Below are 25248 nucleotides of genomic sequence, written 5' to 3'. Positions count from 1 at the left end.
TCAGTCGTCCTTCTGGGTCAGCTGCTGGCTGCGCGGATCGAACGCATCCCGTACGCCGTCGCCGAAGAGGTTGAACGCCAACGTGGTGATCAACAACGCCAGCCCGGGAAAGACCGTGAACCACCAGGCGACGCGATAGTACGAACCGGACTCGGCGATCATGCCGCCCCAGTCCGGCGTCGGCGGCTGCAGCCCCAGTCCGAGGAAGGACAACGTCGCCTGCACCACGATCACCACCGGAATCAACAACGTGGTGTAGACGATCACCTGCGCCAGCACGTTGGGCAGGATGTCGACGAACATGATCCGCAGGTTGCCCGAGCCGAGCGAACGGGCCGCCTCGATGTATTCGCGCTCGCGAATCGACAGCACCTGGCCACGGACGATCCGGGCCACCGAAGCCCAACTGAAGAAGCCGATCACCAAGATCGTCACCGTCAGTCCCGGTGAGGTGATCGACACCAGCGCGATCGCCACCAGCAGGAACGGCACCGACAGGACCACGTCGACCAACCGCGCAAGAATGGTGTCGACCACGCCACCGAGGAAACCGGCCGCCAACCCGACCAGCACCCCGATCGCGACCGTCAGCAGCGTCGCCACCAGGCCGACGCCCAGCGAAACCCTTGCTCCGTAGACGATCCGGACCAGGATGTCGCGACCGAGATCGTCGGTGCCCAGCCAGAACGTGCTCGACGGACCACGCGGCAGACCGTCCGGCGTCAGACCGAGTTGGTGATACTGCTCGTTCGGCGGATGCCCGGTGATCAACACGAACACCGGGGCGAAGATCGCCACCGCGATGATCAGCAGGATGACGATGCCGGAGATGATCGCGATCCGATCGTGCCGCAGCCGCTGCCAGGCCAGCTTCCACGGGCCCCGACCCTCGATCGACTTGGCCCCCTGCAGGGTGGCTTCGGCCCGCTCGCTCTCGACCGCCCGGGTCCCGACAGTCATGATCGGCCTCCCGTCTCGTCGCCGGAACCTGCAGCGTCCGAAGGACTCGTTGCGGCCGGCCCAACCGCCTCCTCGAGCAGCTCGGTCTCGCTGATCATCGGCGTCGATGCGGTGAGATCCTCACCGACCGCGAGCGGGTGATGACAGGCCGTACGGTGATGAGCTTGATCATCGAACACCGGCACCAACTCCGGTTCGATCTGTACGCAGTCGGGTCGCGCCTTGTGGCATCGTGGATGGAAACGGCAACCGGTCGGCGGGGTGGCGGGCGACGGCAGGTCGCCGTGCAACACGATCCGTTCCCGCGAATCGGAGGCGTCCGGGTCGGCCACCGGCACCGCCGACAACAGCGACTTGGTGTACGGATGCCGGGTGCTGTCGAAGAGGTCGTCGGTGGGGGAGATCTCGATGATCTTGCCCAGGTACATCACCGCGATCCGGTCGCTGACATGCCGGACCACCGACAGGTCGTGGGTGATGAAGACGTAGGTCAGTCCCAGTTCGTCCTGCAGATCGCTGAGCAGATTGATGATCTGGGCTTGGATGGACACGTCGAGTGCCGACACCGGCTCGTCGCAGACGATCAACTTCGGCTGCAGCGCCAACGACCTGGCGACCCCGATCCGCTGCCGCTGGCCACCGGAGAATTCTGCCGGAAACCGGTTGTAGTGCTCGGGATTCAACCCGACCAACTCCATCAGCTCCTGCACCCGGCGCTTGCGGTTGCGGCCGGCACTGATGCCGTGGATGGCCAGCGGGTCGGCGATGATCGAGCCGACGCGGCGGCGCGGGTTCAGCGATCCGTACGGATCCTGGAAGATCATCTGCATCTGCCGCCGCAGCGGTCGCAGCTGACGTGGCTTCAACTGACTGATGTCCCGGCCGTCGAAGATCACCTGCCCGGACGTGAGCGGATGCAGCCGGGTGATACAGCGGGCCAGCGTCGACTTGCCGCAGCCGGTTTCGCCGACCAGACCGAGCGTCTCGCCACGGCGGACGTCCAGCGACACGCCTGCCACAGCTTGCAGTTGTACCCGCTGACCGGTGATGCTGGCCGGCCCGATCGGGAACGACTTGCGAACGTCCTGCAATCGCAGCAGCACGTCGTTGTCGTCGAGATCCCGACGCACTGCGGTGGCGGGCGCGGCGGTGGGCGGGGCGGTCATGACGCCACCTGAGCAGCGTCGATCTGCTCACGTTCGCGGCGACGGCCCGCCTCGTCATGGCTAAGCCAGCAGGCCGACCGGTGTCGTTCGTCGGCGAACACCTCCGCGAGCTCCGGCCGATCGGTGAAGCAGGGGTCGAAGGCGTAGCGGCAGCGAGGTGCGAACGGGCACGGGGCGCCCTCGGCCAGCAGACTCGGCGGACTGCCGGGGATGGGCGTCAGCCGTTCCCGGGTGCCGCCATGGCTGGGCAGGGATGCGAGCAGACCCTCGGTGTAGGGGTGATGCACGTGGTAGTAGAGCTCGCGTCGGGGCGCGGTCTCCATCACCTCACCGGAGTACATCACCAGCACGTCGTCGGCGATGTCGGCAATCACGCCGAGATCGTGGGTGATCATGATGATCGAGGTGCCGAACTCGGACTGCACGTTGCGCATCACGTCGATCACCTGCGCCTGGACCGTGACGTCGAGCGCAGTCGTCGGCTCGTCGGCGATCAACACCTTCGGGTCGAGTGCCATCGCCATCGCGATCATCACCCGTTGCCGCATGCCGCCGGAGAACTGATGCGGGTAGTCGTCGATCCGTCGTGCGGCCTGCGGGATGCCGACCAGGGTGAGCAGGTCGGCGGCCCGTCGCCGGGCCTGCTTCTTGCTGATGCTGCGGTCGTGAGTCCTGATCATCTCCACGATCTGCCAGCCGACCCGATAGTAGGGATGCAAGCTGGACAAGGGATCCTGGAAGATCATCGCGATCTGCGCACCCCGGATCCAGCGCAGCACCTGCGGCGACGCACCGACCAGATCCCTGTCCTGGAAGAGAACCCGGCCGCGGACCCGAGCGCCGCGGGCCAGCCCGAGGATCGTCATCGCCGTGACACTCTTGCCGGAACCGGATTCGCCGACGATGCCCAGGGTCTGCCCGGCCTGCAGATCGAACGACACACCGCGGACCGCCCGCACCATGCCGTCCTGGGTGTTGAACGAGACATGCAGATCCTGCACCTGCAGCAGCGACACCTGACTTCTCCTCTCAGAGCGGTGACTTCTCCCGGCCCAGGATCGATCGAAGAGGACCGATCGAGGGCCGGAGGATGAGCCCGGCGGGTTGGCGTACGCCGGACGCACGGCCACGCCAACCCGTCGGGAGTTTCCGGGGGTCCGCCGGAAGAGTTCCGCCGGACCGTCGGATCGGAATGGCCGATCCGCCGGGTCTGTGAGGAGTTATCCGCCCTGCTTGTCCTTGCTCAGCCAGACGTTGGCCGGGTCGATGCCCTGCATGTACGGCAGATAGACGGCGTTGTGCACCTGGGAGGCGTGGTACGTCGGCCAGAGTGCGCTGGTGATCGGGAAGAACGGCGCCTGCGACATCACCCGCTGATCGGCCTGCTGCCACAGCGAGAGCGCCTGATCCTTCGACGTCGCCGACTGTGCCTGGGTGATCAACTTGTTGGTCTGGGCGTCGTTGTAGAAGCCGAAGTTGCTGCCCACCGGCGGATAGGCGGACTTGCCGTAGAACAGCGGAGCGAAGTAGGACAGAGCGGCATTGCCGTACCAGTCCGGACCCCAACCGGCGATCGCCATGTCCCACACGCCGCGTTGCGCGACCGACGGGACGGTCAGGTACTTGTTGTAGAAGTCGGCCTTCGGCGACGGCACCCCGACGACCTTGACTCCGATCTTGGACATGTCCTGCTGAGCCACCTGGAAGACCTTCTGCTGGCCCTCGGAGTCGTTGCGGTACAGGAATTTCAGCGTCAGGTTCGACACACCGGCCTCCTGCAGCAGCTGCTTGGCCTTGTTCACGTCATAGCCGTACGGGTTGAAGGCCTTCGCGCCGTCGATGCCCGGCGGCAGCACGTTGGTCAGCGGCGGATTCACCTTCGGCCCGCCCAGCACCTGGATCATGTCGGTCCGGTTCAGCGCGTACTCCATCGCCTGACGCACTTTCAGGTTCTTCAACGCATCGCTGTTGTTCGGCGAGACCATGTTGAAGACGATGTACGGGTTGGACGACGCGGTGATGCCCAGATTCAGGTTCGGATCCTTGGCTGCGATCAGCTGCGGCAGTTGCGACGGCGGCGGCGCGTTGTCGAACTCCATGTCGGCATCGGCGCTGCCCGTCTGCAGCTGCTGCTGAGTGGAGTCCTGGCTGACCGTCTCGTTGATCACGACCTTGTCCACGTACGCCTTGCGGATCGGATCGGAGTCCGCCTTCCAGGACGGATTGCGGGTGAGCACGATCTGCTTGGTCGGATCGTAGGTCGCGACCTGGTAGGGACCGTCGGAGACGGTGTGCTGGGCCTGCTGCGCACTGGCCGGCACGTACTGATCGATCTCCTTCGGCGCCGGGTTGAACGCGTCCATGGTCAGCATGTCGACGAAGTACGTGGCCGGATGGGTCAGCTTGAACACCAACGTCTGATCATCTGTGGCCGTGGCGCCGGAGATCTGATGGTCTTCGAGGTACTTCGCCATCGCCGACGCGGACTTGGCGTCGACCTTGGCGAACCCGTCGCAGAAGCCGGCGTAGCCCACGATCAGGTCGTGGAAATCGGGAATGCCGCCGAAGGGTTGGGCCGGATTGCAGGTCCGTTTCAGACCGCGGACCGCGTCCTGCGCGGTGACCTGGCGGGCCGGATCGGTGTTCCACGTCGCGCCCTGGCGGATCTTCAGCGTGTAGGTCTTGCCGTCGGAGCTGATGCCGCCGTTGTCGGTGGTCGGCAGGTCGGTGACCAGATCGGGGGCCGGCGAGGTGATCTTGCCCGGAATGGCCGGATAGGCGAACAGCCCGCGGCTGAAGAGCCGATTGACCTGGTTGTCCACCGTGTAATAGCTGATGTTGGGATCCATGTAGGTGACGTCACCGGATCCCAGCATGTTGAGCGTGCCGCCGCGTACGGGCTGCTGGCCGCTGCTCGTCTCGCCGGTCGGTTTGTTGTTCGAGCCTCCGCAAGCCGCGACGGTCAAGGTAATGGCCAAGCCCGCGGCAGTGAGGCCGAGCAAGCGTCGCGTTCTGCGATGCATGCTTCCTCCCTGAAGTCGTCGGTCGACGTCCGTGCCCTCAGTAGATCGACGCCGTCACGGCCGGGTGGAGCCGCTTCGGATCTGTCATGAAGCCGTCATACCGGTGTCATGTCGGCCCGCTCGGATGTGACGAAGCTGAGCCTTTTGTCGCATTTTTCACTCGATCGTCACTCAGTCCCGCGGCCGGCGCCGGTCTCAGCAAGACTGACCCCGTGCGGCGCAGCATTCTGTTGATCGAGGACGATCCGCGGGTCCGGCGTTCGCTTCGGCTGGCGCTGGAGGACGAGAGCTACCAGGTGGCCGAGGCGGCCGACGGAGCCGCCGGGCTGGCTCAGGTCCAGGCCGGCCAGCCGGACGTGGTGCTGCTGGACCTGGTGTTGCCGGATCTGGACGGGTTCGAGGTGTGCCGGCGATTGCGGCGGCATTCCCGGGTGCCGATCATCGTGGTCAGTGCCCGGACCGACAGTCACGACGTGGTGGCGGGGTTGGAGGCCGGCGCCGACGACTACGTCACCAAGCCGTTGGTGGCCAAGGAGTTGTCGGCCCGGATTCGCGCACTGCTGCGGCGGGCCGAGCCGGTGCCCGAGGAACATCCGACCACGTTGTACGCCCAGGATCTTCAGATCCAGGTGGAGGACGGGGTGGTCCTGCGCGGGGACGAGGCGCTGTCACTGACCCACACGGAGTTTCGGCTGCTGGTCGAGCTGGCGCTGATGGCCGGCCGGGTCTGCAGCCGTGAGCTGCTGCTGGAGCGGGTCTGGGGGTACGGCTACTTCGGCGACGGCCGATTGGTCGATGTTCACATCAGGAGACTGCGGGCGAAGGTGGAACGGGATCCGTCCAACCCGCGGCATGTGGTCACCGCACGGGGTCTCGGGTATCGATTGGTGACCTGACGTCGGGAGAGGGGATGGAGCGACTACGTCGGATCCGGCTCGGTCTGCGAGACCGCGTCGCGCTCGGCTTCGGCCTGATGGCGCTCGGGCTGTCGGCACTGCTGGCGGTGATGTCGTGGGTGTTGGTGACCACCGAGCTGGTGGGGCAGCGGGAGGCTTCGGCCTGGGTGGAGGCGTCCGATCACGCCCGGATGCTGGCCGACCGGCTGCAGGCCGGCGACGAGTCGGTGCCGGCCGCACTGGACAGCCTGCCGATGACCCAGGGCGCGATGTCGATGCTGTCCTATCGCGGCCAGTGGTACGCGACCGGGCTCAGTCGCGGTCCCTCGGCGCTGCCGGTCGAACTGCGCGACATGGTCGCCTCCGGCCAGGCGGCCCGGCAGCGGATCAAGATCGACGACCGGCTGGTGCTGATCGTCGGCGTACCGCTCGGTCCGGCGCAGACGAGCTACTTCGAGCTGTTCACACTGGACGATCTGAGCCACACGTTCCGCGTGCTGTCGGGCACCCTGATCGCCGCGGCGGCGATCACCTCGCTGCTCGGGTTGTGGGTGGGCCGGCTCGGCAGCCGGCGGGCGTTCAAGCCGCTGCGTGCGGTCACCCGGGCGGCCGAACGGTTCGTCGGCGGCGATCTCGGCGTCCGGCTGGACGAGCACGATCCGGAGCTGTCCGGGCTGGCCCGATCCTTCAACCACGCGGCCGACGCGCTGCAACGTCGAGTGGTGGCCGACGCCCGGTTCGCCGGCGACGTCAGCCACGAACTCCGTACGCCGCTGACCACGATGCTCAACTCGATGGCCCTGCTGCGGAATCGTGCCGACGAACTGCCGCCGGCGCTCCGTGAGCCGGTGGATCTGCTGGACACCGACCTGAACCGATTCCGGCGGCTGGTGATCGACCTGATCGAGATCTCCCGGGACGACTCCGGCGACGCTCGCCCGACCGAACCGGTCAGGATCGGCGACCTGGTCCGCGAGGCCGCCGACGACGCGGCCGGAAGGCGGGTCACGGTGGTCGAGCCGGGCGCGGCGGAGACCTTGGTGCGCGCCGACAAGCGACGGCTGGAACGGGTGATCGCCAACCTGGTGGAGAACGCGGAGAACTACGGCCGCGGCTGTCTGCAGGTACGCGTCCGGCCCGGCGCTGATCTGCCCGGTGCTGATCACTCCGGATCCGATCGGATGGTCAGCATTCAGGTCGACGACGCCGGGCCGGGCGTACCGGCGGCCCAACGGGAGCGGATCTTCGCCCGGTTCGCCCGGGAAACCACCCGGCCCGGACCCGGCGTCGGTCTCGGGCTGGCGATCGTGCAGCGACACGTGCAATGGCACCGCGGGACGGTGGCGGTGACCGACCGGCCCGGTGGCGGAGCACGGTTCGTGGTCACACTCCCGACCGAGCCGCTGGCGGTCGGAAAGCAGCCGATCGGGAAGCGGGCGGCCGGGTCGCCGGCGGACGACGTCGCCGAGCCCGTCGAGACAGTCCGCACCTCGGTGGAGGTGCGGCGATGATCCGGGTCCTCCGCGGGATCGCGCTGCTGCTCGTCCCGCTGGTCTGCACCACCGGTTGCACCCTCGACGCGCAGCAGGAGCCGGAGCCGATCACGTCCGACCCGCAGCGTGCCGATCAGCAACAGCCCGACTCCGAGCAGGCGACCACTCAGCAGGTCGTCTACCTGGTCCGGGACGGACATCTGGCTCCGGTCGACCGCTGGGTGGTGGCTGCCGGCGGGGTCGACGCCGTGCTGCGGGCGGTGGTCGGTGGACCGACGGCCGCAGAGCAGGCGGCCGGCTATCAGAGTGCATTGCCGGTGATGCGGACAGCGTTGCACGCCCGGATCATCGACGGCGTCGCCACCATCTCGGTGCCGGCCGGGCTGGTCGCACTCGGCGCTTCCCGGCAGGTGATGGCGGTCGGGCAGCTCGTCTACAGCGTCACCGAGATCGACGGTGTGGATCAGGTCCAGCTCGACAACGGCGGCACCGTCGAGTTGCCCGTCTCCGACGGTGCCCTGACCTCGGCCCCGGTCGACCGATCCGACTACGCCGCCATCGCCCCGCGCTGAGATTGATTCTGGTGACGCGGTAAGGATGTCCGACGGGATGGCCTGCAACCCCGCGAAATCAGGGGTGCGGGCCATCCCGTCCGACGTTGTTACCAGTTCCGCGTGGGCACCCGGCTACCCGCCGGGTCGGCCACGGCGGGTTACTTGCCGATCGCGGCGTTGGCGCCCTTCTCCGCCTTGGCCATGCCGGAGGCGACCGGGGTGCGGCCGAGGAAGATCTCCTTCATGATCGGGTCGTAGTAGTCGGAGGATCCCGAGCCGCCGGTGCCGCGAGGTGCCTGGATGGTCATGCCGGCGGCGGCGTCGACGAACGGCTGGACGTCGACGTTCTTGCCCTTCCAGAAGTCGACCCAGGACGACTGGGCTGTGGTGACGGCGGGGAGGGCGCTGCCGGATTCGCCGATGAATTTGTTGCCCTCGGCCGAGCCGAGCCACTGCAGCAGCTTCTTCACCGCGTCGGCGTGCTTGGTGGCCGCACTGGCCACCAGACCGACACCGCTGGCCACCCCGCAACTGCCGGCCGGACCGGCCGGGTTGAGGGCGATGCCCCAGTCGAACTTGGCGCCGTCGGAGACGTTGGCCAGGTTGTAGGTGCCGGACTGGAAGATCGCCAGGTTGCCCTGCAGGAACTGATCCCGGCTGAAGTCACCGTTGTCGTTGGTGTCCGCCGCCGACGGGGCGACGTGATACTTGTTGATCAGGTTCACCAGGTATTCGAAGGCCTGCACCGTCTTCTGATCGCTGCCGAAGACGAACTTGTTTGAGCCGTCGGCCTGCCACTTGCCGCCGTTGGATCCCAGCCACGGGAAGTAGATGCCCTGCAGGTCGTAGGCGGCGTTGTGCCCGTACACCTTGAGCTTCTTGGGGTTGAAGCCGGACTCGGCCGCGGTCTTACCGGAACTATCCTGGGTCAGCTTCTGCACCGCGGGCAGGAAGGTGTCGCCGCTGCCAGCGCCCGGTTTCCAGGCCAGCTTGGTCGGATCGACGCCGGCGGCGTCGAGCAGTTTCTTGTTGTAGAAGATGCCGTTTGCGTCGGCGACCTGCGGCACCGCCCACAACTTGTCCTTGTACGAGTACTGCTCGACCAGCGACTTCTGCCAGGCGTCGTCGGCGCCACCGAGCAGGGTGTTGACATCGGTGATCTTGCCGGCATCGGCGTACTGGCTGAAGTTCAGCGAGTTGGTCCAGAACAGGTCGTCCACCTGACCGCTACCGACATCGACCGGCAACTGGTCCCAGTAATTGGCCCACGGCACCACGTTGAGCTTGACGGTGATGTCCGGGTTCTTCTGGCTGAACGCGTCGAACGACTTCTGGTACGCCTTGGCCACCTGATCGTCCCAGAGCCGGAAGCCGATGGTCACCTTGGCGCCTCCGGTGCTGTTGGAGCCGCTGTCGTCGGACTGCTTGTTCGGCGAACAGGCGGCCAGCGCGGCTGCACCCGCTCCGGCGCCGATCAGTCCCAATACCTGGCGCCGGTTCAAGGAGAGACTCGGCTTGGTCATGGCAGTTGCCTTTCTGAGGTGAACATGATCATTTGAATCCGCCGATCGCGATCGAGTCGACAATCCGGCGCTGGAAGAGCAGGTAGATCAACAGCAGCGGCAGCAGCGCGATCGTGGTCGCGGCCATCACCAACGTCCAGTTGCCGTTGTACTGGCTCTGCAGGGCGGCGGTGGCCACGGTCAGCACGGCCCAGTCGTCACCGGTGGTGATCACCCGCGGCCAGAGGAAATTGTTCCACTGGGTCACCACGGTGATCACGGTCAGGGTGGCGATGATCGGCCGGGAGTGGGGCAGCACCACGTACCAGAGCACCCGCAGCGTGCCGCAGCCGTCGATCCGGGCGGCGGCCTCGAGATCATCGGGCACCGCGCGGAAATACTCCCGCAGCAGGAAGATCGCGTACGGGGATCCGAACAGGGTCGGCAGCACCAACGCCCAGAACGTGTTCCGCAAACCGGCCGAGGTCAGCATCCCGTACAGCGGCACGATGGTGGTCACCGCCGGAATCATCATCGTCGCCAGGTAGGCCCAGAAGATCACGTCCCGGCCCCAGAACTGCAACCGGGCAAAGGCGTACGCGGCCAGGATCGAGCAGCCGAGCTGGACCACCAAGATCACCAACGTCATCTGCACGGTGACGGCGATCGGCGAGACGAAGTTGTGCTCGGCACCGAACAGGCGGGCGAAGTTCTCGAAGGTGAACGGTGCCGGCAGGCTCAGCGGCGAACTGGTGGCGAACTGCTGCGGCGTCTTCAGCGCGGTGCTGAAGCTGAGCAGGAACGGGCCGAGGATGACCAGTGCGCCCATGATCAACACCGCGTAGATGATCACCGTACGCAACACCGCCGAGGGCCGGCGTCGACGGCGACCGGTTCGGGCGGTGGCCGACGTGCTCTGGGTTTCCGGCAGTGCCGAAGTCGAGTTGATCATGATCAGGTCGCCACGTCGTAGGTGATCCGGCGGCGGAAGTAGAGCTGCTGTACGACGGTGACCACGACCAGCACCAGCATCAACAACACCGACAGCGCGGAGGCCTGGCCGAGGTCGAGCCGTTCGAAGGCGAGGTTGTAGATCCGGTGCGCGATCACGTCGGTCCGACCCGGCACCCCGGGGCCGCCGCTGGTCATCGCGTAGATCGTGTCGAACACCTGGAAGGAGGAGATGATGCTGGTGGCCAGCACGAAGAAGGTGGTCGGCCGCAGCAGCGGCATGGTGATCCGCCAGAAGACGCCCAGCTCGCCGGCGCCGTCCACCCGGGCCGCGTCCTGGATGTCCTTCGGCACCCCGCTCAAGCCGGCCAGATAGAACAGCGCGACGTAGCCGACCTGGGTCCAGACGCTGACGAACGCGACCGCCGGCAGTGCGGTCCGCAGGTCCGACAGCCAGCCGAAGCGGATGCCCAGAATCGTGTTCAGCGCGCCTCCGGTCGGGGCGAAGATCCATTTCCAGACCACGCCGAGGGTAAGCGGCGCGCAAACCCACGGCATCACGAAGATCACCCGGAAGATCGGCGATCCGGGCAGCTTCTTGCTCAGCAGCACGGCCAGCCCGAGCCCGAGCAGCGTCTGGGTCGGGATCACCAGCAGCGTGTACTGCACGGTGACCAGGAACGAGTGCCAGACGTCGGGGTCGGAGAGCACCGAGATGTAGTTCTGGGGGCCCAGCCACTTGGGCGGCGAGATGATGTTCCAGGACTGGAAACTGACCGCGATCGCCACGAACACCGGGATGATCAGGAACAAGCCGATGCCGATCATGCTCGGCGCCAGCAGCGCGTAGCCCGTCGCCGTACGGCGTACCGCCCGGCGACGGCGAGTGATCATGTGTTCCGGCCCCCTTGTGGATGTCTGTCCCGACGTACCGTATCGAGCCCGCCGCGGCGAGCCCGCGCAACGCGCCACCGTACGTCCGCGATCGTTCCGGCCGGACCGGGGTCCGCTCCGCGAACCCGGCCGGACAGGAGTCCGCTCCGCGAACCGGACCGGGGACGGCTAACTTGGTCCGGTACGCTCGCCGAAAGCGTCGGGGCCCCTGCGGGCTGGGCCGTGCCCAACCTCCGCAACCCGTCCTGTACCGAATCCCGCCGTCGCGGGCGTCTGATCAGGGGAGTTACTCCAACCGATGTCAACGCATGCCGATTATCGGCTCAGCCAGCTGGACGAGCTGGAGGCCGAGTCGATCCACATCTTCCGTGAGGCCGCGGCCGAGTTCGAGAAGCCGGTGCTGATGTTCTCCGGCGGCAAGGACTCGATCACGATGATGCGGTTGGCCGAGAAGGCGTTCTTCCCGGCCCGGATCCCGTTCCCGGTGCTCCAGGTGGACACCGGCTTCGACTTTCCCGAGGTGCTCGCCACCCGCGACAACTGGGTCGAGCGTCTCGGCGTACGGCTGATCGTCGCGTCGGTGGACGAGGCGATCAAGAACGGGATCGTGATCGACGACGGCAAGACCAGCCGCAACCGGTTGCAGATCGGCACCCTGCTCAACGCCATCGAGGTCGAAGGCTTCACCGCCGCCTTCGGGGGCGGCCGCCGGGACGAGGAGAAGGCCCGGGCCAAGGAGCGGATCTACTCCCACCGGGACGAATTCGGCCAGTGGGATCCGAAGAATCAGCGGCCGGAACTGTGGGCGCTCTACAACGGGCGGCTGCACGAGGGCGAGCACATGCGGGTGTTCCCGCTGTCCAACTGGACCGAGCTGGACATCTGGCACTACATCGCCCGGGAGCAGATCGAGATCCCGTCCATCTACTTCGCCCATCGGCGCAAGGTCATCCCCCGCGACGGGATGCTGCTGTCGGCCTCCGAGGCTGTGCAGCCGAAGGCCGGCGAGAGCGTGGAGGAGCGGCTGGTCCGATTCCGCACCGTCGGCGACATGACGCTGACCGGTTGCGTGGAGTCCGACGCCGACAGCTACGAGAAGATCATCGCCGAGATTGCGGTGGCCCGGGTGACCGAGCGTGGTGCCACCCGCGGCGACGACCGGTTCTCCGAGGCAGCGATGGAGGACCGGAAGAAGGAAGGCTACTTCTGATGACTGACCTGATCGAGCGGGAGGCAGACTTGCTGCGTTTCGCCACCGCCGGTTCGGTGGACGACGGCAAATCCACCCTGATCGGCCGGCTGCTGCTGGATTCCAAGGCGATCTTCGAGGATCAGTTGGAGGCCGTCGAGGCGACCAGCCAGTCTCGCGGTTACGACTACACCGACCTGGCGTTGCTCACCGACGGGCTGCGGTCGGAGCGGGAGCAGGGCATCACCATCGATGTCGCCTACCGCTACTTCGCCACCCCGCGGCGGAAGTTCATCATCGCCGACACCCCCGGCCACGTGCAGTACACCCGGAACATGGTCACCGGCGCCTCGACCGCCGACCTCGGGCTGGTGCTGGTCGACGCCCGCCAGGGTCTGACCGAGCAGTCCCGGCGGCATGCGGTGCTGTTGTCGCTGCTGCGGGTGCCGCACCTGGTGCTAGCGGTGAACAAGATGGACCTGGTCGACTTCGACCAGAAGCTGTTCGAGAAGATCGACGCCGAGTTCACCACGTTCGCCTCCCGGCTGAACATCCCCGACCTGCAGGTGATCCCGATCTCCGCCCTGAAGGGCGACAACGTGGTCACCCGATCGCAGCAGATGCCGTGGTACGACGGCCCGTCGCTGATGCATCACCTGGAGCATCTGCACATCGCCTCCGACCGGGATCTGCGCGACGTCCGCTTCCCGGTGCAGTACGTGATCCGGCCGAAGTCCGACGACTACCACGACTACCGCGGCTACGCCGGTCAGGTGGCCGGCGGCGTACTCAAACCGGGCGACGAGGTGATGGTGCTGCCCAGCGGCATGACCTCGACCATTGCCGGGATCGACGTGTTCGATCAGGAAGTGCCCGAGGCGTTCGCGCCGATGTCGGTGGTGGTCCGGCTCACCGACGACGTCGACGTGTCCCGTGGCGACATGATCTGCCGGACCAAGAACATGCCCGAGCAGACCCAGGACCTGGATGCGATGGTCTGCTGGATGACCACCCAACCGCTGCGTCCACGGCAGAAGCTGGCCATCAAGCACACCACCCGGACCGCCCGGACCGTGGTGAAGAACGTCCAGTACCGCCTCGACGTGAACACCCTGCATCGTGATCAAGATGCCAGCGAGCTCGGGCTGAACGAGATCGGCCGGGTCCAGTTGCGCGTCACCCAGCCGCTGCTGGTCGACTCCTACGAACGCAACCGCACCACCGGCTCCTTCATCCTGATCGACGAAGCCACCGGCGTCACCGTCGGCGCGGGAATGGTGAACTCGTAGGTCAAGCTCGTACGCGGTCGAGATTGCGCCGCTGTCGGCGTGGCCCGTCGAGGTCCGCGAGGAACCGTTCCCATGTTGATCTTGGGACCGGTCCCTCGAACGCAACTACGCCTACCCCCGGAGCGCGCCAGCACGGCCGCCCTCTGAGGAGTTGTAGCTGCCGTCTTCCCGCGCCGGCTCCGAACGCCCACTTTCCAGCACGTGCTGGGTTTTGGGGCGTCGGCGGGGGTCTGGGGTTGGGATTTTCCGGCACGTGCTGGGTTTTGGGGCGTCGGCGGGGGTCTGGGGTTGGGATTTTCCGGCACGTGCTGGGTTTGGGGCGTCGGCGGGGGTCTGGGGTTGGGATTTTCCGGCACGTGCTGGGTTTTGGGGCGTCGGCGGGGGTCCGGGGTCGGTACTCTCCGGCACGTGCTGGATTTTGTCCCGCGGATCCGATCCTCAGCGGTGGCCGAGATCAGCTGGTGGCCCAGTGCAACTTATGGCCCTTGAAGACGAAGGTGTACTCGAAGTGCTTGGGGTACTGGTTCTTGCCGACCCCGAAGCGGGTCCAGGACATCACGGTCGGGAACTTCTCCGTGGGCGCCATGAAACCCTCACCGTCGTCGTTGGTCGCCTTGTGGGTCAGGTGTTTGCCGTAGCTCGCGGACTCGTTCCAGTGGCCCTTCCACTTCTGGTGGTGCGCGGTCTGGGTCACGTAGACGGTCACCGTTTCCGACAGCCGTCCCGGATGGGCATCCTGGCTGTGCTCGCGGCCGCCGTGTTGCACGGTGGCCCAGATCTGGTAGCCGTCGACCGAGGCCGACTGGCCGAACCACATCGGTTCCGCGGTCGCGGCCCGCTGCGGCTGGGCGGCATCGGCCGGCGCACTGCCCGCCAGTAGTCCGCCGATCGCCAGTCCGGCGGCCGCCGTCATGGTTGCCACCTTCAGTTTGGTGTTCATCTGGTATTCCTCTCCGGCTGAGCAAGATCAGCTTGGCTTGGTGTGCCGGGCATCCGGCTTGTCCTGGTAGGGAAATCTGCCCCATCGCCGGTGCGCTGTGCAGGGTTCGACGTCGACCTTGATCATTTAGGTTCGAACCCGCTCGGCGTACGTGATCTTCGTGACCTCGGCGGGATCCGGTTGTGCTGAACGCCCCGCGATCCCGGTCACAGCCCGGGCGACCGGCACCTCGGTTGACCAGACCAACGATTGCCGTCGGCGACTGTGATCGGGATCGCTGCGCGGGCGTGCCGACCCGGCTACGGTCGTGATCATGATCGAGCCGACCGCGGCGCTGGCGCCCCTGCCGCAGACCTACCACCGACTCTTCGAACGCGTGCTCCAGCTCGCCGAGCCCGACCAGCGGATCCGCGGACTCTGGCTGTCCGGCTCGTTGGCGCGCGGCGAGGCGGACGCCGGTTCTGATCTTGATCTGCTGCTGGCGATCGCCGACGACGACTTCGACGATTTCGTCGCCAACTGGCGGGACTGGGTTGCGCAGCTTGGAGAACCGCTGCTGGCCCTGCAGATCCCGAGGTCGAAGTTGATCTTCACCGTGCTGACCGATCGGCTCTGCCGGTTGGATGCAGTGGTCGAGCCGGTCAGTAAGCTGCCGGAATCGCCACATCGGCGGCGGATCCCGGTGATCGATCGTGATGATCTTGACCGGCTGGTTCCGCTGCCGGCTCCCGGACCGGGACCGAACCCGGACAAGATCACCATGATCATCGAGGAGTTCTGGCGGCAGCAGGCGATCTTCCCGGCGATGGTCGACGGCCGGGGAGACCTGCTCTGCGCACTGACCGGCGTGCAGAACGCCGCCCAGATGCTGTACGACGTGTTCGTCGAGTCCAACCAACCGCTGCCGCCGATGGGCGTGAAGCAGTTCAGCCGCCGGCTGACCGAAGATCAACGCCGGGTGCTGGAGGAGTTGCCCGCGGTCGGCCCGGATCGGGAGTTGTTGATCATCGCCGACGCCGCCGTACGCCGGGCGATGGCCGATGCCGGACGGGACGCCGCCGAACGGGTCGGCGCCCGCTATCCCGAGCGGTTGGCCGACGCCGTCACCGGGCAGCTCGGCGACGATTTCTGATCTTGATCGGAGTCAACCGAGTTGGTGCGCTGCGATCTCGGTGATCACGTCGTACGGCGGCCAGACCGTCAGGAAGACCCGATCGACACCGAGGTCGGACCAGACGGCGAGTCGGTCGTCCAGCCGGTCCGGCCAGTCCCAGACGTAGACCGACAACGCGACCTGCCGCCCGCTCGCGTCGATCGCGGCCCGGGCGGCTGTGATCACGTCGTCGTCTGCGTAAACGTTGAGTTCGTCCGCGTAGTCGACGGCGCTGGTAATCAGCCTGCGGGAGCCACCGGCGCCGACGACCACCCGCGGCGGTTGCAGCGGGGTGGGTAGACATCGTGCGTCGGTCAACCGGACCTGATCACCGTCCGTGCTGACCGGTTCACCGTGCCAGATCTGCTGCAGCGCTGTTACGGTCTCGGCAAGGCCGTTGATCCGTTCGCTTGGATTCGGCACCGGCAGTCCCCAGGCTCGCTGCTCGGCGAAGAAGTCGCCGGCGCCGATGCCGAGTTCGAACCGGCCACCGCTCAGCCGGGACAGTACCGAGACCTCTTTGGCCAGCACGCCGGGCAGATGATTCAACCGATCGATCACCATCGGCACCAACCGGACCGTTGACGTCTGCATGGCGAGCGCTCCCCACATCGCCCAGCCCGACAGCCAGCCCCAGTCCGGCCGCTCCGTGTGATAGTGATCAAGGACGCCGATCGCGTCAAGCCCCAACTCGTCGGCGAGCCGAGCGCCGCCGAGCAACTGCTCCCAGTCGTCGGTGGGGCCGAGGTTGACCGCCATCCGGATCCGCTGTTCTCGAAGCATCGTCCCTCCAGCCACCGGTTTGCCAGTGATCGGCTAACGCTCGCTCGGCAACACGTCGATCAGCGCCTGCGCCGCTGCCAGCGCAACCTGTTGCTGGGCGACGATCTCGTCCAGGCCCCCATTGGTGTTCTTGGCCGTGACCGCGGGGCGAACCTCGAAGCCGAGATCCAGCACCGCCTCCCGAGTCGGCGTGCCGCGACGCAACTGCATGGCTTCGCCGGCCACCATGTCGTACTCGGTGATCTTGGCCCGCCAGCCCGGGTTCTCCATCAGGTCGGTGCGCTCGCGCATCAGCCGGACGAGCCCGTCCAGCGCCTGCTCCAGGTCCTGCAACTGCGTTCGTCGGGCATCGACATCCAAGGCCAGCGGTTGATCGGCTCCGCCATCGTCGTCGCCGCGTCGGCGCAGCTTGCTGAACAATCCCACGGCGCCACAGTACTTGCCCCAACCCTCGCAGTGACGTCGGATCCGAGGTTGATCACGCCCTAGGCCGGCGGGTCGCTCGGCCGGCCGTCGTCGGGATCGTCGGCCGCCCGGTCGATTTCGATCCCGCGGCGCCGATAGCGGTAGCGGTAGCGGGCCGGCACCAGCCGAGCCGGAGACCAGGCGTCGGCGTGCGGCATCACCCAGCCGCGCCAGCGGGCCACCAGGCAGAGCCCGGCGCCGATCACCAGCGCGGCCAGCGCACCGGCCGTCGGGTAACCCAACGCGTACAAGATCACCAGGGCGCCGCTGCCGGCCGTGGCCGCGGTGGCGTACAGGGTGGTGCCGCCGAAGACGGACGGGACCTGCCGCAACACGATGTCCCGCAGCGCCCCGCCGCCGACGGCGGTGATCGTGCCGAGCAGGATCGCCGGCAGCCAGCCCAAGTCGAAACTCAACGTTCGCTGCGCCCCGGCGGCCGCCCAACAGCCGAGCGCCAACGCGTCGATGATCGGCCAGAGCCGATGCCAGACCTTGCCCTCGACGCGCACCAGGTAGGTGACGAACGCGGCCACCAGCGCGGTGGTCAGATAGGCGGGATCGGTCAGCGCGAGCGGGGTTCCCTTCTGCAACAGGGTGTCGCGGATCATGCCGCCGCCGAGCCCGGACATCACCGCGAGCGTGGCGAAGCCGACCGGATCCAGCTTCTCCCGGCGGGCGATCACTCCGCCCAGCATCGCGTTGGTGAACACCCCGGTCAGATCCAATACGCGGAACAGGTCGTTGACCGGAATCTCGTCCACCGTGCGCCGCGCCTTCCTGTCTGGATTCTGGTCCCGCCGTTGTTGACTCCAGGGTCGATCCGGCGGCCGCGACCGCCGCTGCTGCCCATCCTGCCGCCGGGATCGGGTGAACGCCAGCAACGGCCGCCGGGATGTCGGCTGCAGCGGTACCCGTCAGACCTTGATCATTTCGATCTCGAGAGCGGTGGGATCGCCGGTGCCCGGGCTGAAGCGAAGCTCGGTGTCGCCGAAACGCTGGGTCCAGCGATCGGCCGGGCCGAGCAGCGGGTCGGCCGCCTCGCGGGCTTCGTCCCCGTCGAGCTGATCGGTGACGATCCACCGGCCCTCGCCGACACGCCGGCTCCTCGACCATTCCGGTGTGGTCAACCAGTCGGCGATGATCACCGTGGCGCCGGATTCGGCCCGGTGCCGCACGAGTTGCCGGGTCTGATCGGTCAGCCGACTGCCGGCAACCATGATCAACTCCGGCGATCCGAGCCGGTCCAGGCCGACCGTCTCGTCATACACCACGGTGTTGGTGCTGGCATGGAAGAGCGGATGAACCGTGGTCGCGGGGTCGCCCTGCGGTACACCGGACGGGAGCGGGAAGTCCGGCCGCGGCACCTGGTTCAGTTGCTTGCGAGGCGAGGCGAAGCCCTCGATGTGCAGGCAACTGCCGTGTCGCGGGATGGTGCCCCGGCTGAGCAGGTGCCAGGCCTGGAAGATGCTGGCGGATCGTTCGTCCGCCGTACGCTGCCGGTCGCCGAACGGGCGGACGCCGCGTCCGAAGTCGCTGTCCTCGGCGTGGATCAGGACGCTGCTCGGCCGGGCGTCACGGAACGTCCACTCCAGTGGGTGAGCGGGCACGAAGTCGCGCACGAACTCGGCCCACACCTCACCGAATTCCGTTCGGTGGAAGCGATTCCCGTCGTACCGAGCCAGCACGTCGACGTTCTCGGTGAAGAGATGCGTCGGCCCGAAGAGGTACGCCATCCGCAGCGCGGCCGCGTACTCGGCAGGGGAGTGACCCGGGAAACCCGGGGCCCGGGTGAACCACGGTCCGATGTCCGGACCCCACAGATCGGCACAGATCCACAGCTGCCGGCCGTACTGCAGCGCGGCACCGAGCGCGGTCGCCAGCTGCAGCGGTTGGAAGGACTCCTTCATCACCTTCGGGCAGGGCGTCATGCCGGCCCGGGCAAAGGTGTGGAACATCACCGGAAAGACCTGTTCGGCCAGTACCGGCAGCCTGCCGGGCCCGACACCGGCGGCGTCCTCGAGCTTGCGCACCTGTTCGCTGATGATCTTGACCAGCGGCCGCTCGGCAGCCGCCGAGTCCCGTCCTTCGGTGCTGCCGAAATGCGGCAGGAAGGCGTCCTGGCGATACTGCCCGGCGTTCATCTGCAGATGCTCGGGCTCGTCGTAGAGCACACCGGCGAGCATTCCGGCCTCGGTCGCTTCGGCCACGGCACGATCGGGCAGGTCGTAGCGGTTGGTGCCGTCGGTGTACGGCCCGTTGATGTTGCCGTACTCGTTGCCGAGGACGACCTGCAGTCCGGCAGCGGCCACGTCCTTGATCATCTGTGACTGTCCGTGCAGGTCCGGCATCACGTGGTGCAGGTAGAAGTCCGCGCCGAGATCATCCAACAGTCGCAGGAACAGCTCCGGCGACGCCGAGCCGTCTTGGGAGTCGAGCAGGACACCGGTCCCGGTACGCATGATCGCGTCCGACGCCGCGCCCGCCCACGGATCCTGCCACGCCACAACCGGGCCTTGTATGCCCAGCATCGGTCGCCGCGCCGATCCCGGGTTCCGTCCCGCCAAGGGTCCTGAGCCTGTCGAAGGACCGCCAACGGAACCACCAGTTCCTGAACTCGGCCCAGCACCGTCCGTCGTCATTTCTCCAACGCGCCCTTCATCGTCGTCGACCGACGTTCATCCTCTCGTAGTCCGAACGAGCTCGCCACGCCCGTTCCACATCCTGATGATCGATCGGTGACCCGCCGACGTCGCAAGATCCGCGGGTTCGTCCTGGTCCTGTTTCATGATCGAAGCCTCGCCGACGAGAGAGGGATGATCATGGTCAAGATCGGGCTGCAGCTGTATTCGGTGCGACAGGCGCTTCACGAGGACCCGTGGGGGAGCCTGGCCCGGATCTCCGAGACCGGATTTCGCTATCTGGAGGCGGCGAACCACAACGCCGCCACCGACGACGGGGTCGGGTTCGACGTCCCGGCGACCGAACTCCGTACGCGTTTGGATGATCTTGGACTGACCATCGTCGGCTGTCATGTCAACCCGCTCGACCCGGATCGGCTGCCGGCGGTGCTGGACTATCACCAGCAGGTCGGCAACAGCCAGATCGGCTGCGACATCGAGTTCTATCCTTTCGGCGATCGCGACTATCTGTTGCGTCGGGCGGAGCTGTTCAACCGGGTCGGCGAGCTCTGCCGGGATCGGGGGATGCGGTTCTACTACCACAATCACTATCAGGAGTTTCAACGCTGCGGCGACCGGACCGTCTACGAGTTGATCATGGACAACACCGACCCGGAGCTGGTGTTCGTTCAGCTGGACACCTACTGGGCCTACCGTGGTGGTCAGGACGCGGTCGAGCTGATCCGCCGCTACGCCGATCGAGTGATCCTGCTGCACCAGAAGGACTTTCCGGCCGACGCCGCCGAGCCGCTGAACCTCTACGACGGCGTCGTCCCGCCCGATCAGCCGATCACCATGGAAACGTTCATGCAGGCCAAGGACCCGGCCACCTTCACCGAGGTCGGCACCGGCGTCCTGCCGATCCAGGACATCATCGACACCGCCGATGCCGCACCCCGGTTGGATTACATCCTGCTGGAGCAAGATCACTCCCAACACGACGAGTTCAGCTCGATCAAGATCAGCCGCGACGCGTTCGCCCGCTACCGCGGCATCAGCTGGCAGTAAAACTGACCGGGTCGCGGCCGCGGCAGCGGCCCGCAACCCGGCTGGCCGGAATGGACCGGAGCGCAACCTCGCCTGCCCGTCGAGCGCCCCAGCGCGAGACCGGCACCGCAGCGCAGCGGAGGTGTCGCGGCGACCGGCCCGTGGACGCAACCCAGGTAATGGGCCCGGGGGTTGCCCCCGGAAGTCTCGCCGCCAATCAAGCCCGCGGCAGCGGCACCCGACCGGACCGCGTCAATAGGGTCAGTCGGCGCAGTAGCTGGGCGTTGAGCGCGACGATCACCGTCGACAGCGACATCAGGATCGCGCCGACCGACATCGGCAGCACGAACCCGATCGGAGCCAGCACCCCGGCCGCCAACGGCACCGAGATCAGGTTGTAGCCGGCCGCCCACCACAGGTTCTGCTTCATCTTGCGGTAGCTCGCCCGCGACAGCCGAATCACCGACAACACCGTCCGCGGATCCGAACCGGCCAGGATGACCCCGGCCGAGGCGATCGCCACGTCGGTGCCGGCACCGATCGCGATGCCGACATCGGCTCGCGCCAACGCCGGCGCGTCGTTCACGCCGTCGCCGACCATCGCCACCGTCCGGCCCTCGCGCTGGAGGTCGGCCACCGTTCCGGACTTGTCCTCCGGCCGGACTCCGGCGTAGAACCGCTCGATGCCGAGCTCGCCGGCGACCGAACGGGCCACCGGCTCGGCGTCGCCGGTGATCATCACCACCTGCACCCCCTGCCCGCCGAGCGCCGCAATGGCCTGCCGGGACTCGGTACGGATCTCGTCCGCCATTCCGATCGCACCGACTACCCGATCGTCGCGCAGCACATGCAGCACGGTGTCGCCGCGATCGTGCCAGTCGGCGGCCGGTGCCAGTTCGTCGGCGGCCACCTGCTCGAGCAGCCGAGGGCCGCCCACCCGGATCCGGCGGCCCTCGACCGATGCGTCGACACCGACCGCTGGAGCGGACGTGAAGTCTCGTACCGCCGGCAGTTCCAGTCCGCGGTCCTGCGCGGTGCGGACGATCGCGCGGGCCAGCGGATGTTCGCTCGCAGACTCGACTGCGGCCGCGATCTTCAGCAACTCGTTCTCGGTCACGCCTTCGACCGTGGCGATCGCGGTGACGGCCGGCTCACCCTTGGTCAGCGTGCCGGTCTTGTCGAACAGCACCGTGTCGACCCGGCGCATCGACTCCAGCGCCAGCCGGTCCTTGATCAACACCCCGGCCCGGGCCGCCTGCTCGGTGGCGATCGAGACCACCAGTGGGATCGCCAGTCCCAGAGCGTGCGGGCAGGCGATCACCAGCACCGTGATGGTCCGGATCACGGCCTCGTCGGGTAGCCCGATCACGGTCCAGACGATGGCCGTGATCACGCCCGCGCCGAGCGCGAACCAGAACAACCAACCGGCGGCGCGGTCGGCCAGCCGTTGCGCTCGGGAGGACGAATTCTGTGCATCGGAGACCAGGCGCCGGATGCCGGCCAGCGTGGTCTCCTCGCCGGTGGCGGTGATCTTGATCCGCAGGCCGGAATCGGTGGCCACGGTGCCGGCGACGACCGGGTCGCCGACCTCACGTCGTACCGTTCGGGACTCGCCGGTGATCATGGACTCGTCCAGCTCAGCCGCACCGTCGACGATCCGGCCGTCCGCCGGCACCGCGCCGCCGGGCCGGATGATCACCAGGTCGTCGACCTCGAGATCATCGGGGCCGACCGTGTCGATCCTCTCCCGGCCGTCGGCCCCGGCCCTCACTCGCTCCGCCTCGTCCGGCAGCAGCGCGGCCAGCGAATCCAGCGCCGAGGTGGTCCGGGCCAGCGAACGCATCTCGATCCAATGCCCCAGCAGCATGATCACGATCAGCAGCGCCAGCTCCCACCAGAAGTCCAGCTGATGATCGAGTAACCCCAGACTGGCACCCCAGGACGCGACGAACGCGACCGTGATCGCCAATCCGATCAGCAACATCATTCCCGGTCTGCGTGATCGCAGTTCGCTGATCGCACCGGTCAGGAAGGGGCGGCCGCCGACCACGTACATCACGGTGCCGAGCACCGGCGAGATCCAGCCCACCCAAACCAGATCCGGCAGCCGGTAGCCGAGCAGGTCGGCGAACATGCCGGAGGCGCCGACGACCGGGACGGCGAACAGCAGCATCACCCAGAACAGCCGGCGGAACTGGCCGACGTGATCGCCATGGCCCCCGTGGCCCGCATGCCCGGTGTCTCCCTGGTGTCCTCGGTGTCCGGTGTGTCCACCGTGGCCGCTGTGCCCCGGGTGTTGCGAGTGACCGTGTTGCTGATCGGCGCCGTCGTGAGCTTGGTGCGTGGACTGATCCAGCTGCTCGACGGGCGGATGAATCTGATGACCGGAAGACATGCTCCCAGATATACCCCTAGGGGGTATCAGAGTCAAGTGCTGAGCCGAGGTTGGGGAAGGACGGCGATGGGGCCGGGCCCGCCGGAAGAAGAACTGACAGCCCGGTTGCGTGGCCACCAGTCATGTCAAGGCGTCAGGCCGCGGCCAACCACTTGTCCGGGCCGAACACCTCGTAGTTGATCTTGCTCGCCGGTACGCCGCGGGCCAGCAAGCCGCGTCGCACCGACTCCATGAAGGGCAGCGGGCCACAGAGGTAGACGATGGCGCCATCCGGGATCGGTACGCCGTCCAGATCGACCAGGCCGGCCAGCAGTTCGTCGCTGGCCGGGTGCACGCCGAGATCCTCGTACCAGCGGCGCAGGCTGCCGCCGGCCAGTTGATCGACGAGCTCCTTCAACTCCTGCCGGTGAGCGTGCCGGGCCGGTGAGCGATCGGCATGCAACACCACCACCTCGCGGGTGGAGCCGGTGCGCACCAGGTAGTGCAGCATGCCGATGATCGGAGTCGACCCGATGCCGGCGGAGATCAACAGCAGCGGCGCGTCGCCGTCGTCCAGCGTCAGGTCGCCGAACGGCGGCGAGACCAGCAGCTGATCGCCCTCGAAAACGTTGTGGTGCAGGTGATTCGACACCTCGCCGGCCGGAATCGCGTCGCTGTCGCCGGACTCGGCGGCCGGAATCGCCTTGACCGAGATGCCCCACTCGTGCGGACGGGGAGCCCGGGTCAGGCTGTACTGGCGGATCTGCCGTGCGCCGTCGGCCAGCGTGCACGCCACCGAGATGTACTGCCCGGGCCGGGCCGCCGGCAGCGCCGAACCGTCCGGAGAGGCCAGTACGAACGACACCGTGTCCGGCGACTCCTGCATCCGGCGGCGTACCACCACCGGGTGCCAGACATGCTCGGGATCGGTGCCCGCCTCGGCGTAGAGCCGCTTCTCGATCTTGATCAGATCGCCGGCCAGTTGCCAATAGACCTCGTCCCAGGCGGCGGCGACGTCCGGGGTGATCGCATCACCGAGCACCTCGACGATCGCCTCGAACAGATACTTGTGCACGATCGGATACTGATCTTCGGCGATGCCCAGCGAGGCGTGCTTGTGGGCGATCCGATTCAGCAGATCGCTCGGGGCCGCCTCGTTCTCGCTGACCAGCAACGTCGCGTACGCGGCGATCGCGCCGGCCAGCGCGCGTTGTTGATCACCCTGAGCCTGATTGCCCCGGTTGAACAGATCCCGCTGCAGCTCCGGATGTGCGGCGAACATCCGCTGGTAGAAGATCGGCGTGATCTCGCCGATCGCACCGCCGACGGCCGGCAGGGTGTCGCGGATGATCGTGCGATTCGAGGCTGACAGCACGGTTTGCTCCTGATCTTGAACTGGTTGAGATGATCTTGACGAGGTCACCGTTGACCGGAGATGGAATACAGCAGCTGGCGGGTCGGCGATGCGACCAGATCGCTGACAGTCAAGGGATCCAGCGCTACGAAGAACGCTTCCTGAGCGTCCCGCAGGGCCGCTCGAAGGCGGCAGCCGTGCCGCAGCGGACACGGGTTCGCGCCATCACACTCGATCACCTCGGCGCCGCCCTCCAGCTCACGCACCAGGCGACCGACGGACAGGGATCGACCGCGCTCGGTGATCTTGAGTCCGCCGCCGCGGCCACGACGGGTCTCCACCACGCCGGCCTTCTGCAGTCGGGCCACCACCTTGGCCGCGTGGGCATAGCGCACCGACAGTTGGTCGGCCACCGCCTGGGTGGTCAACTCGGACCGGTTCGCAACGGGATCGGCTGCTGCGTGACCGTCGACGTCGCGCCTCGGATCGGGCTCCGCGACGGCAAGCCGCATCAGGATCCGGAGCGCGAGGTCGGTGAACCGGGTCAACTGCACGGGCCCAACGCTAGATATTTGGTATCTGAAATGCCAATTCTGG

22 protein-coding genes are annotated in these 25248 nt (G+C 67.1%); 7 read left to right on the top strand and 15 right to left on the bottom strand.

Features of this window, described 5'->3' with window-relative positions; genetic code table 11:
- The 4 genes from FOE78_RS16865 to FOE78_RS16850 form a co-directional block, all read right to left on the bottom strand.
- Positions 1–960: an ABC transporter permease gene (locus FOE78_RS16865; protein WP_143987328.1), complete on the bottom strand. Its 960-nt coding sequence runs from the start codon at positions 958–960 to the stop codon at positions 1–3.
- A complete protein-coding gene (locus FOE78_RS16860; protein WP_143987327.1) occupies positions 957–2126 on the bottom strand; it encodes an ABC transporter ATP-binding protein in 1170 nt (389 codons plus the stop codon). Before FOE78_RS16860 ends, FOE78_RS16865 begins: the two co-directional genes overlap by 4 nt.
- Complete coding sequence (locus FOE78_RS16855) at positions 2123–3142, bottom strand: ABC transporter ATP-binding protein (protein WP_228265864.1); 1020 nt, start codon at positions 3140–3142, stop codon at positions 2123–2125. The genes FOE78_RS16860 and FOE78_RS16855 overlap by 4 nt, the downstream gene beginning before the upstream one ends.
- A gap of 204 nt (positions 3143–3346) precedes the next feature.
- Entirely contained in the window at positions 3347–5149 is a 1803-nt protein-coding gene (locus tag FOE78_RS16850) for an ABC transporter substrate-binding protein (protein WP_143987326.1), read from the bottom strand.
- Positions 5150–5361: 212 nt separating this feature from the next.
- Between FOE78_RS16850 and FOE78_RS16845 the strand changes: the two genes are divergently transcribed.
- The 3 genes from FOE78_RS16845 to FOE78_RS16835 are packed head-to-tail and all read left to right on the top strand — an operon-like array spanning position 5362 to position 8110.
- Positions 5362–6045, top strand: a complete 684-nt coding sequence (locus FOE78_RS16845; protein WP_143987325.1) for a response regulator transcription factor — start codon at positions 5362–5364, stop codon at positions 6043–6045.
- A 14-nt stretch (positions 6046–6059) separates the two neighbouring features.
- A complete protein-coding gene (locus tag FOE78_RS16840) occupies positions 6060–7556 on the top strand; it encodes a HAMP domain-containing sensor histidine kinase (RefSeq protein ID WP_143987324.1) in 1497 nt (498 codons plus the stop codon).
- Positions 7553–8110: a GerMN domain-containing protein gene (locus FOE78_RS16835; RefSeq protein WP_168207557.1), complete on the top strand. Its 558-nt coding sequence runs from the start codon at positions 7553–7555 to the stop codon at positions 8108–8110. The genes FOE78_RS16840 and FOE78_RS16835 overlap by 4 nt, the downstream gene beginning before the upstream one ends.
- A gap of 140 nt (positions 8111–8250) precedes the next feature.
- Here the strand turns inward: FOE78_RS16835 and FOE78_RS16830 are convergent, their stop codons facing one another.
- Genes FOE78_RS16830 through FOE78_RS16820 form a run of 3 tightly spaced genes read right to left on the bottom strand, consistent with a single transcriptional unit; the run spans position 8251 to position 11439 of the window.
- A complete protein-coding gene (locus FOE78_RS16830; protein WP_143987322.1) occupies positions 8251–9615 on the bottom strand; it encodes an ABC transporter substrate-binding protein in 1365 nt (454 codons plus the stop codon).
- 28 nt (positions 9616–9643) lie between these two features.
- The gene (locus tag FOE78_RS16825; RefSeq protein ID WP_210414632.1) at positions 9644–10546 is read right to left on the bottom strand and encodes a carbohydrate ABC transporter permease; all 903 of its coding nucleotides are present in this window, start codon (positions 10544–10546) and stop codon (positions 9644–9646) included.
- Positions 10547–10548: 2 nt separating this feature from the next.
- Positions 10549–11439, bottom strand: coding sequence for a carbohydrate ABC transporter permease (locus FOE78_RS16820; protein WP_143987321.1), 891 nt, complete (start codon positions 11437–11439; stop codon positions 10549–10551).
- Positions 11440–11737: 298 nt separating this feature from the next.
- On the opposite strand from FOE78_RS16820, the gene cysD reads away from it, so the two are divergent.
- Together cysD and cysN are read left to right on the top strand one after the other, a co-directional pair.
- On the top strand, positions 11738–12649 hold the full coding sequence (gene cysD / locus FOE78_RS16815; RefSeq protein WP_143987320.1) for a sulfate adenylyltransferase subunit CysD: 912 nt from the start codon (positions 11738–11740) through the stop codon (positions 12647–12649).
- On the top strand, positions 12649–13917 hold the full coding sequence (gene cysN, locus FOE78_RS16810; protein WP_143987319.1) for a sulfate adenylyltransferase subunit CysN: 1269 nt from the start codon (positions 12649–12651) through the stop codon (positions 13915–13917). The genes cysD and cysN overlap by 1 nt, the downstream gene beginning before the upstream one ends.
- Before the next feature lie 454 nt (positions 13918–14371).
- On the opposite strand, the gene FOE78_RS16805 is transcribed toward cysN, so the two are convergent.
- A complete protein-coding gene (locus FOE78_RS16805) occupies positions 14372–14857 on the bottom strand; it encodes a hypothetical protein (RefSeq protein ID WP_143987318.1) in 486 nt (161 codons plus the stop codon).
- Positions 14858–15170: 313 nt separating this feature from the next.
- Between FOE78_RS16805 and FOE78_RS16800 the strand changes: the two genes are divergently transcribed.
- The gene (locus tag FOE78_RS16800) at positions 15171–15989 is read left to right on the top strand and encodes an aminoglycoside 6-adenylyltransferase (RefSeq protein WP_143987317.1); all 819 of its coding nucleotides are present in this window, start codon (positions 15171–15173) and stop codon (positions 15987–15989) included.
- 12 nt (positions 15990–16001) lie between these two features.
- Here FOE78_RS16800 and FOE78_RS16795 read toward each other — a convergent pair whose 3' ends face one another.
- From FOE78_RS16795 to FOE78_RS16780, 4 genes are all read right to left on the bottom strand, one after another.
- Complete coding sequence (locus FOE78_RS16795) at positions 16002–16793, bottom strand: LLM class flavin-dependent oxidoreductase (RefSeq protein WP_143987316.1); 792 nt, start codon at positions 16791–16793, stop codon at positions 16002–16004.
- Positions 16794–16826: 33 nt separating this feature from the next.
- On the bottom strand, positions 16827–17219 hold the full coding sequence (locus tag FOE78_RS16790; protein WP_143987315.1) for a hypothetical protein: 393 nt from the start codon (positions 17217–17219) through the stop codon (positions 16827–16829).
- Positions 17220–17278: 59 nt separating this feature from the next.
- Complete coding sequence (locus FOE78_RS16785; protein ID WP_228265863.1) at positions 17279–18019, bottom strand: trimeric intracellular cation channel family protein; 741 nt, start codon at positions 18017–18019, stop codon at positions 17279–17281.
- Between the two features lie 153 nt (positions 18020–18172).
- Positions 18173–19762, bottom strand: coding sequence for a hypothetical protein (locus FOE78_RS16780; RefSeq protein ID WP_210414631.1), 1590 nt, complete (start codon positions 19760–19762; stop codon positions 18173–18175).
- Positions 19763–19993: 231 nt separating this feature from the next.
- Between FOE78_RS16780 and FOE78_RS16775 the strand changes: the two genes are divergently transcribed.
- The gene (locus FOE78_RS16775) at positions 19994–20944 is read left to right on the top strand and encodes a sugar phosphate isomerase/epimerase family protein (protein ID WP_143987313.1); all 951 of its coding nucleotides are present in this window, start codon (positions 19994–19996) and stop codon (positions 20942–20944) included.
- A 196-nt stretch (positions 20945–21140) separates the two neighbouring features.
- Here FOE78_RS16775 and FOE78_RS16770 read toward each other — a convergent pair whose 3' ends face one another.
- The 3 genes from FOE78_RS16770 to FOE78_RS16760 form a co-directional block, all read right to left on the bottom strand.
- Positions 21141–23318, bottom strand: a complete 2178-nt coding sequence (locus FOE78_RS16770; protein ID WP_143987312.1) for a heavy metal translocating P-type ATPase — start codon at positions 23316–23318, stop codon at positions 21141–21143.
- 133 nt (positions 23319–23451) lie between these two features.
- Positions 23452–24672, bottom strand: coding sequence for a globin domain-containing protein (locus tag FOE78_RS16765; protein WP_143987311.1), 1221 nt, complete (start codon positions 24670–24672; stop codon positions 23452–23454).
- A gap of 44 nt (positions 24673–24716) precedes the next feature.
- Complete coding sequence (locus FOE78_RS16760; RefSeq protein ID WP_143987310.1) at positions 24717–25205, bottom strand: RrF2 family transcriptional regulator; 489 nt, start codon at positions 25203–25205, stop codon at positions 24717–24719.
- Positions 25206–25248: the final 43 nt, after the last annotated feature.

The sequence above is a fragment of the Microlunatus elymi genome (assembly GCF_007362775.1).
In the GTDB taxonomy this organism is placed as follows: Bacteria; Actinomycetota; Actinomycetes; order Propionibacteriales; family Propionibacteriaceae; genus Microlunatus; species Microlunatus elymi.
The sequence above is the reverse complement of the archived record's forward strand: the minus strand, read 5'-3'. Positions and strand labels throughout refer to the sequence as shown.

Excerpts from the sequence above, each read along its gene's own strand:
- FOE78_RS16825 (WP_210414632.1), bottom strand. The coding sequence starts at position 10,546 with ATGATCAACTCGACTTCGGCACTGCCGGAAACCCAGAGCACGTCGGCC.
- FOE78_RS16800 (WP_143987317.1), top strand. The coding sequence starts at position 15,171 with ATGATCGAGCCGACCGCGGCGCTGGCGCCCCTGCCGCAGACCTACCAC.
- FOE78_RS16865 (WP_143987328.1), bottom strand. The coding sequence starts at position 960 with ATGACTGTCGGGACCCGGGCGGTCGAGAGCGAGCGGGCCGAAGCCACC.
- FOE78_RS16840 (WP_143987324.1), top strand. The coding sequence starts at position 6,060 with ATGGAGCGACTACGTCGGATCCGGCTCGGTCTGCGAGACCGCGTCGCG.
- FOE78_RS16835 (WP_168207557.1), top strand. The coding sequence starts at position 7,553 with ATGATCCGGGTCCTCCGCGGGATCGCGCTGCTGCTCGTCCCGCTGGTC.
- FOE78_RS16850 (WP_143987326.1), bottom strand. The coding sequence starts at position 5,149 with ATGCATCGCAGAACGCGACGCTTGCTCGGCCTCACTGCCGCGGGCTTG.
- FOE78_RS16770 (WP_143987312.1), bottom strand. The coding sequence starts at position 23,318 with ATGTCTTCCGGTCATCAGATTCATCCGCCCGTCGAGCAGCTGGATCAG.
- FOE78_RS16795 (WP_143987316.1), bottom strand. The coding sequence starts at position 16,793 with ATGCTTCGAGAACAGCGGATCCGGATGGCGGTCAACCTCGGCCCCACC.
- FOE78_RS16805 (WP_143987318.1), bottom strand. The coding sequence starts at position 14,857 with ATGAACACCAAACTGAAGGTGGCAACCATGACGGCGGCCGCCGGACTG.
- cysD (WP_143987320.1), top strand. The coding sequence starts at position 11,738 with ATGTCAACGCATGCCGATTATCGGCTCAGCCAGCTGGACGAGCTGGAG.
- FOE78_RS16860 (WP_143987327.1), bottom strand. The coding sequence starts at position 2,126 with ATGACCGCCCCGCCCACCGCCGCGCCCGCCACCGCAGTGCGTCGGGAT.
- cysN (WP_143987319.1), top strand. The coding sequence starts at position 12,649 with ATGACTGACCTGATCGAGCGGGAGGCAGACTTGCTGCGTTTCGCCACC.
- FOE78_RS16820 (WP_143987321.1), bottom strand. The coding sequence starts at position 11,439 with ATGATCACTCGCCGTCGCCGGGCGGTACGCCGTACGGCGACGGGCTAC.
- FOE78_RS16830 (WP_143987322.1), bottom strand. The coding sequence starts at position 9,615 with ATGACCAAGCCGAGTCTCTCCTTGAACCGGCGCCAGGTATTGGGACTG.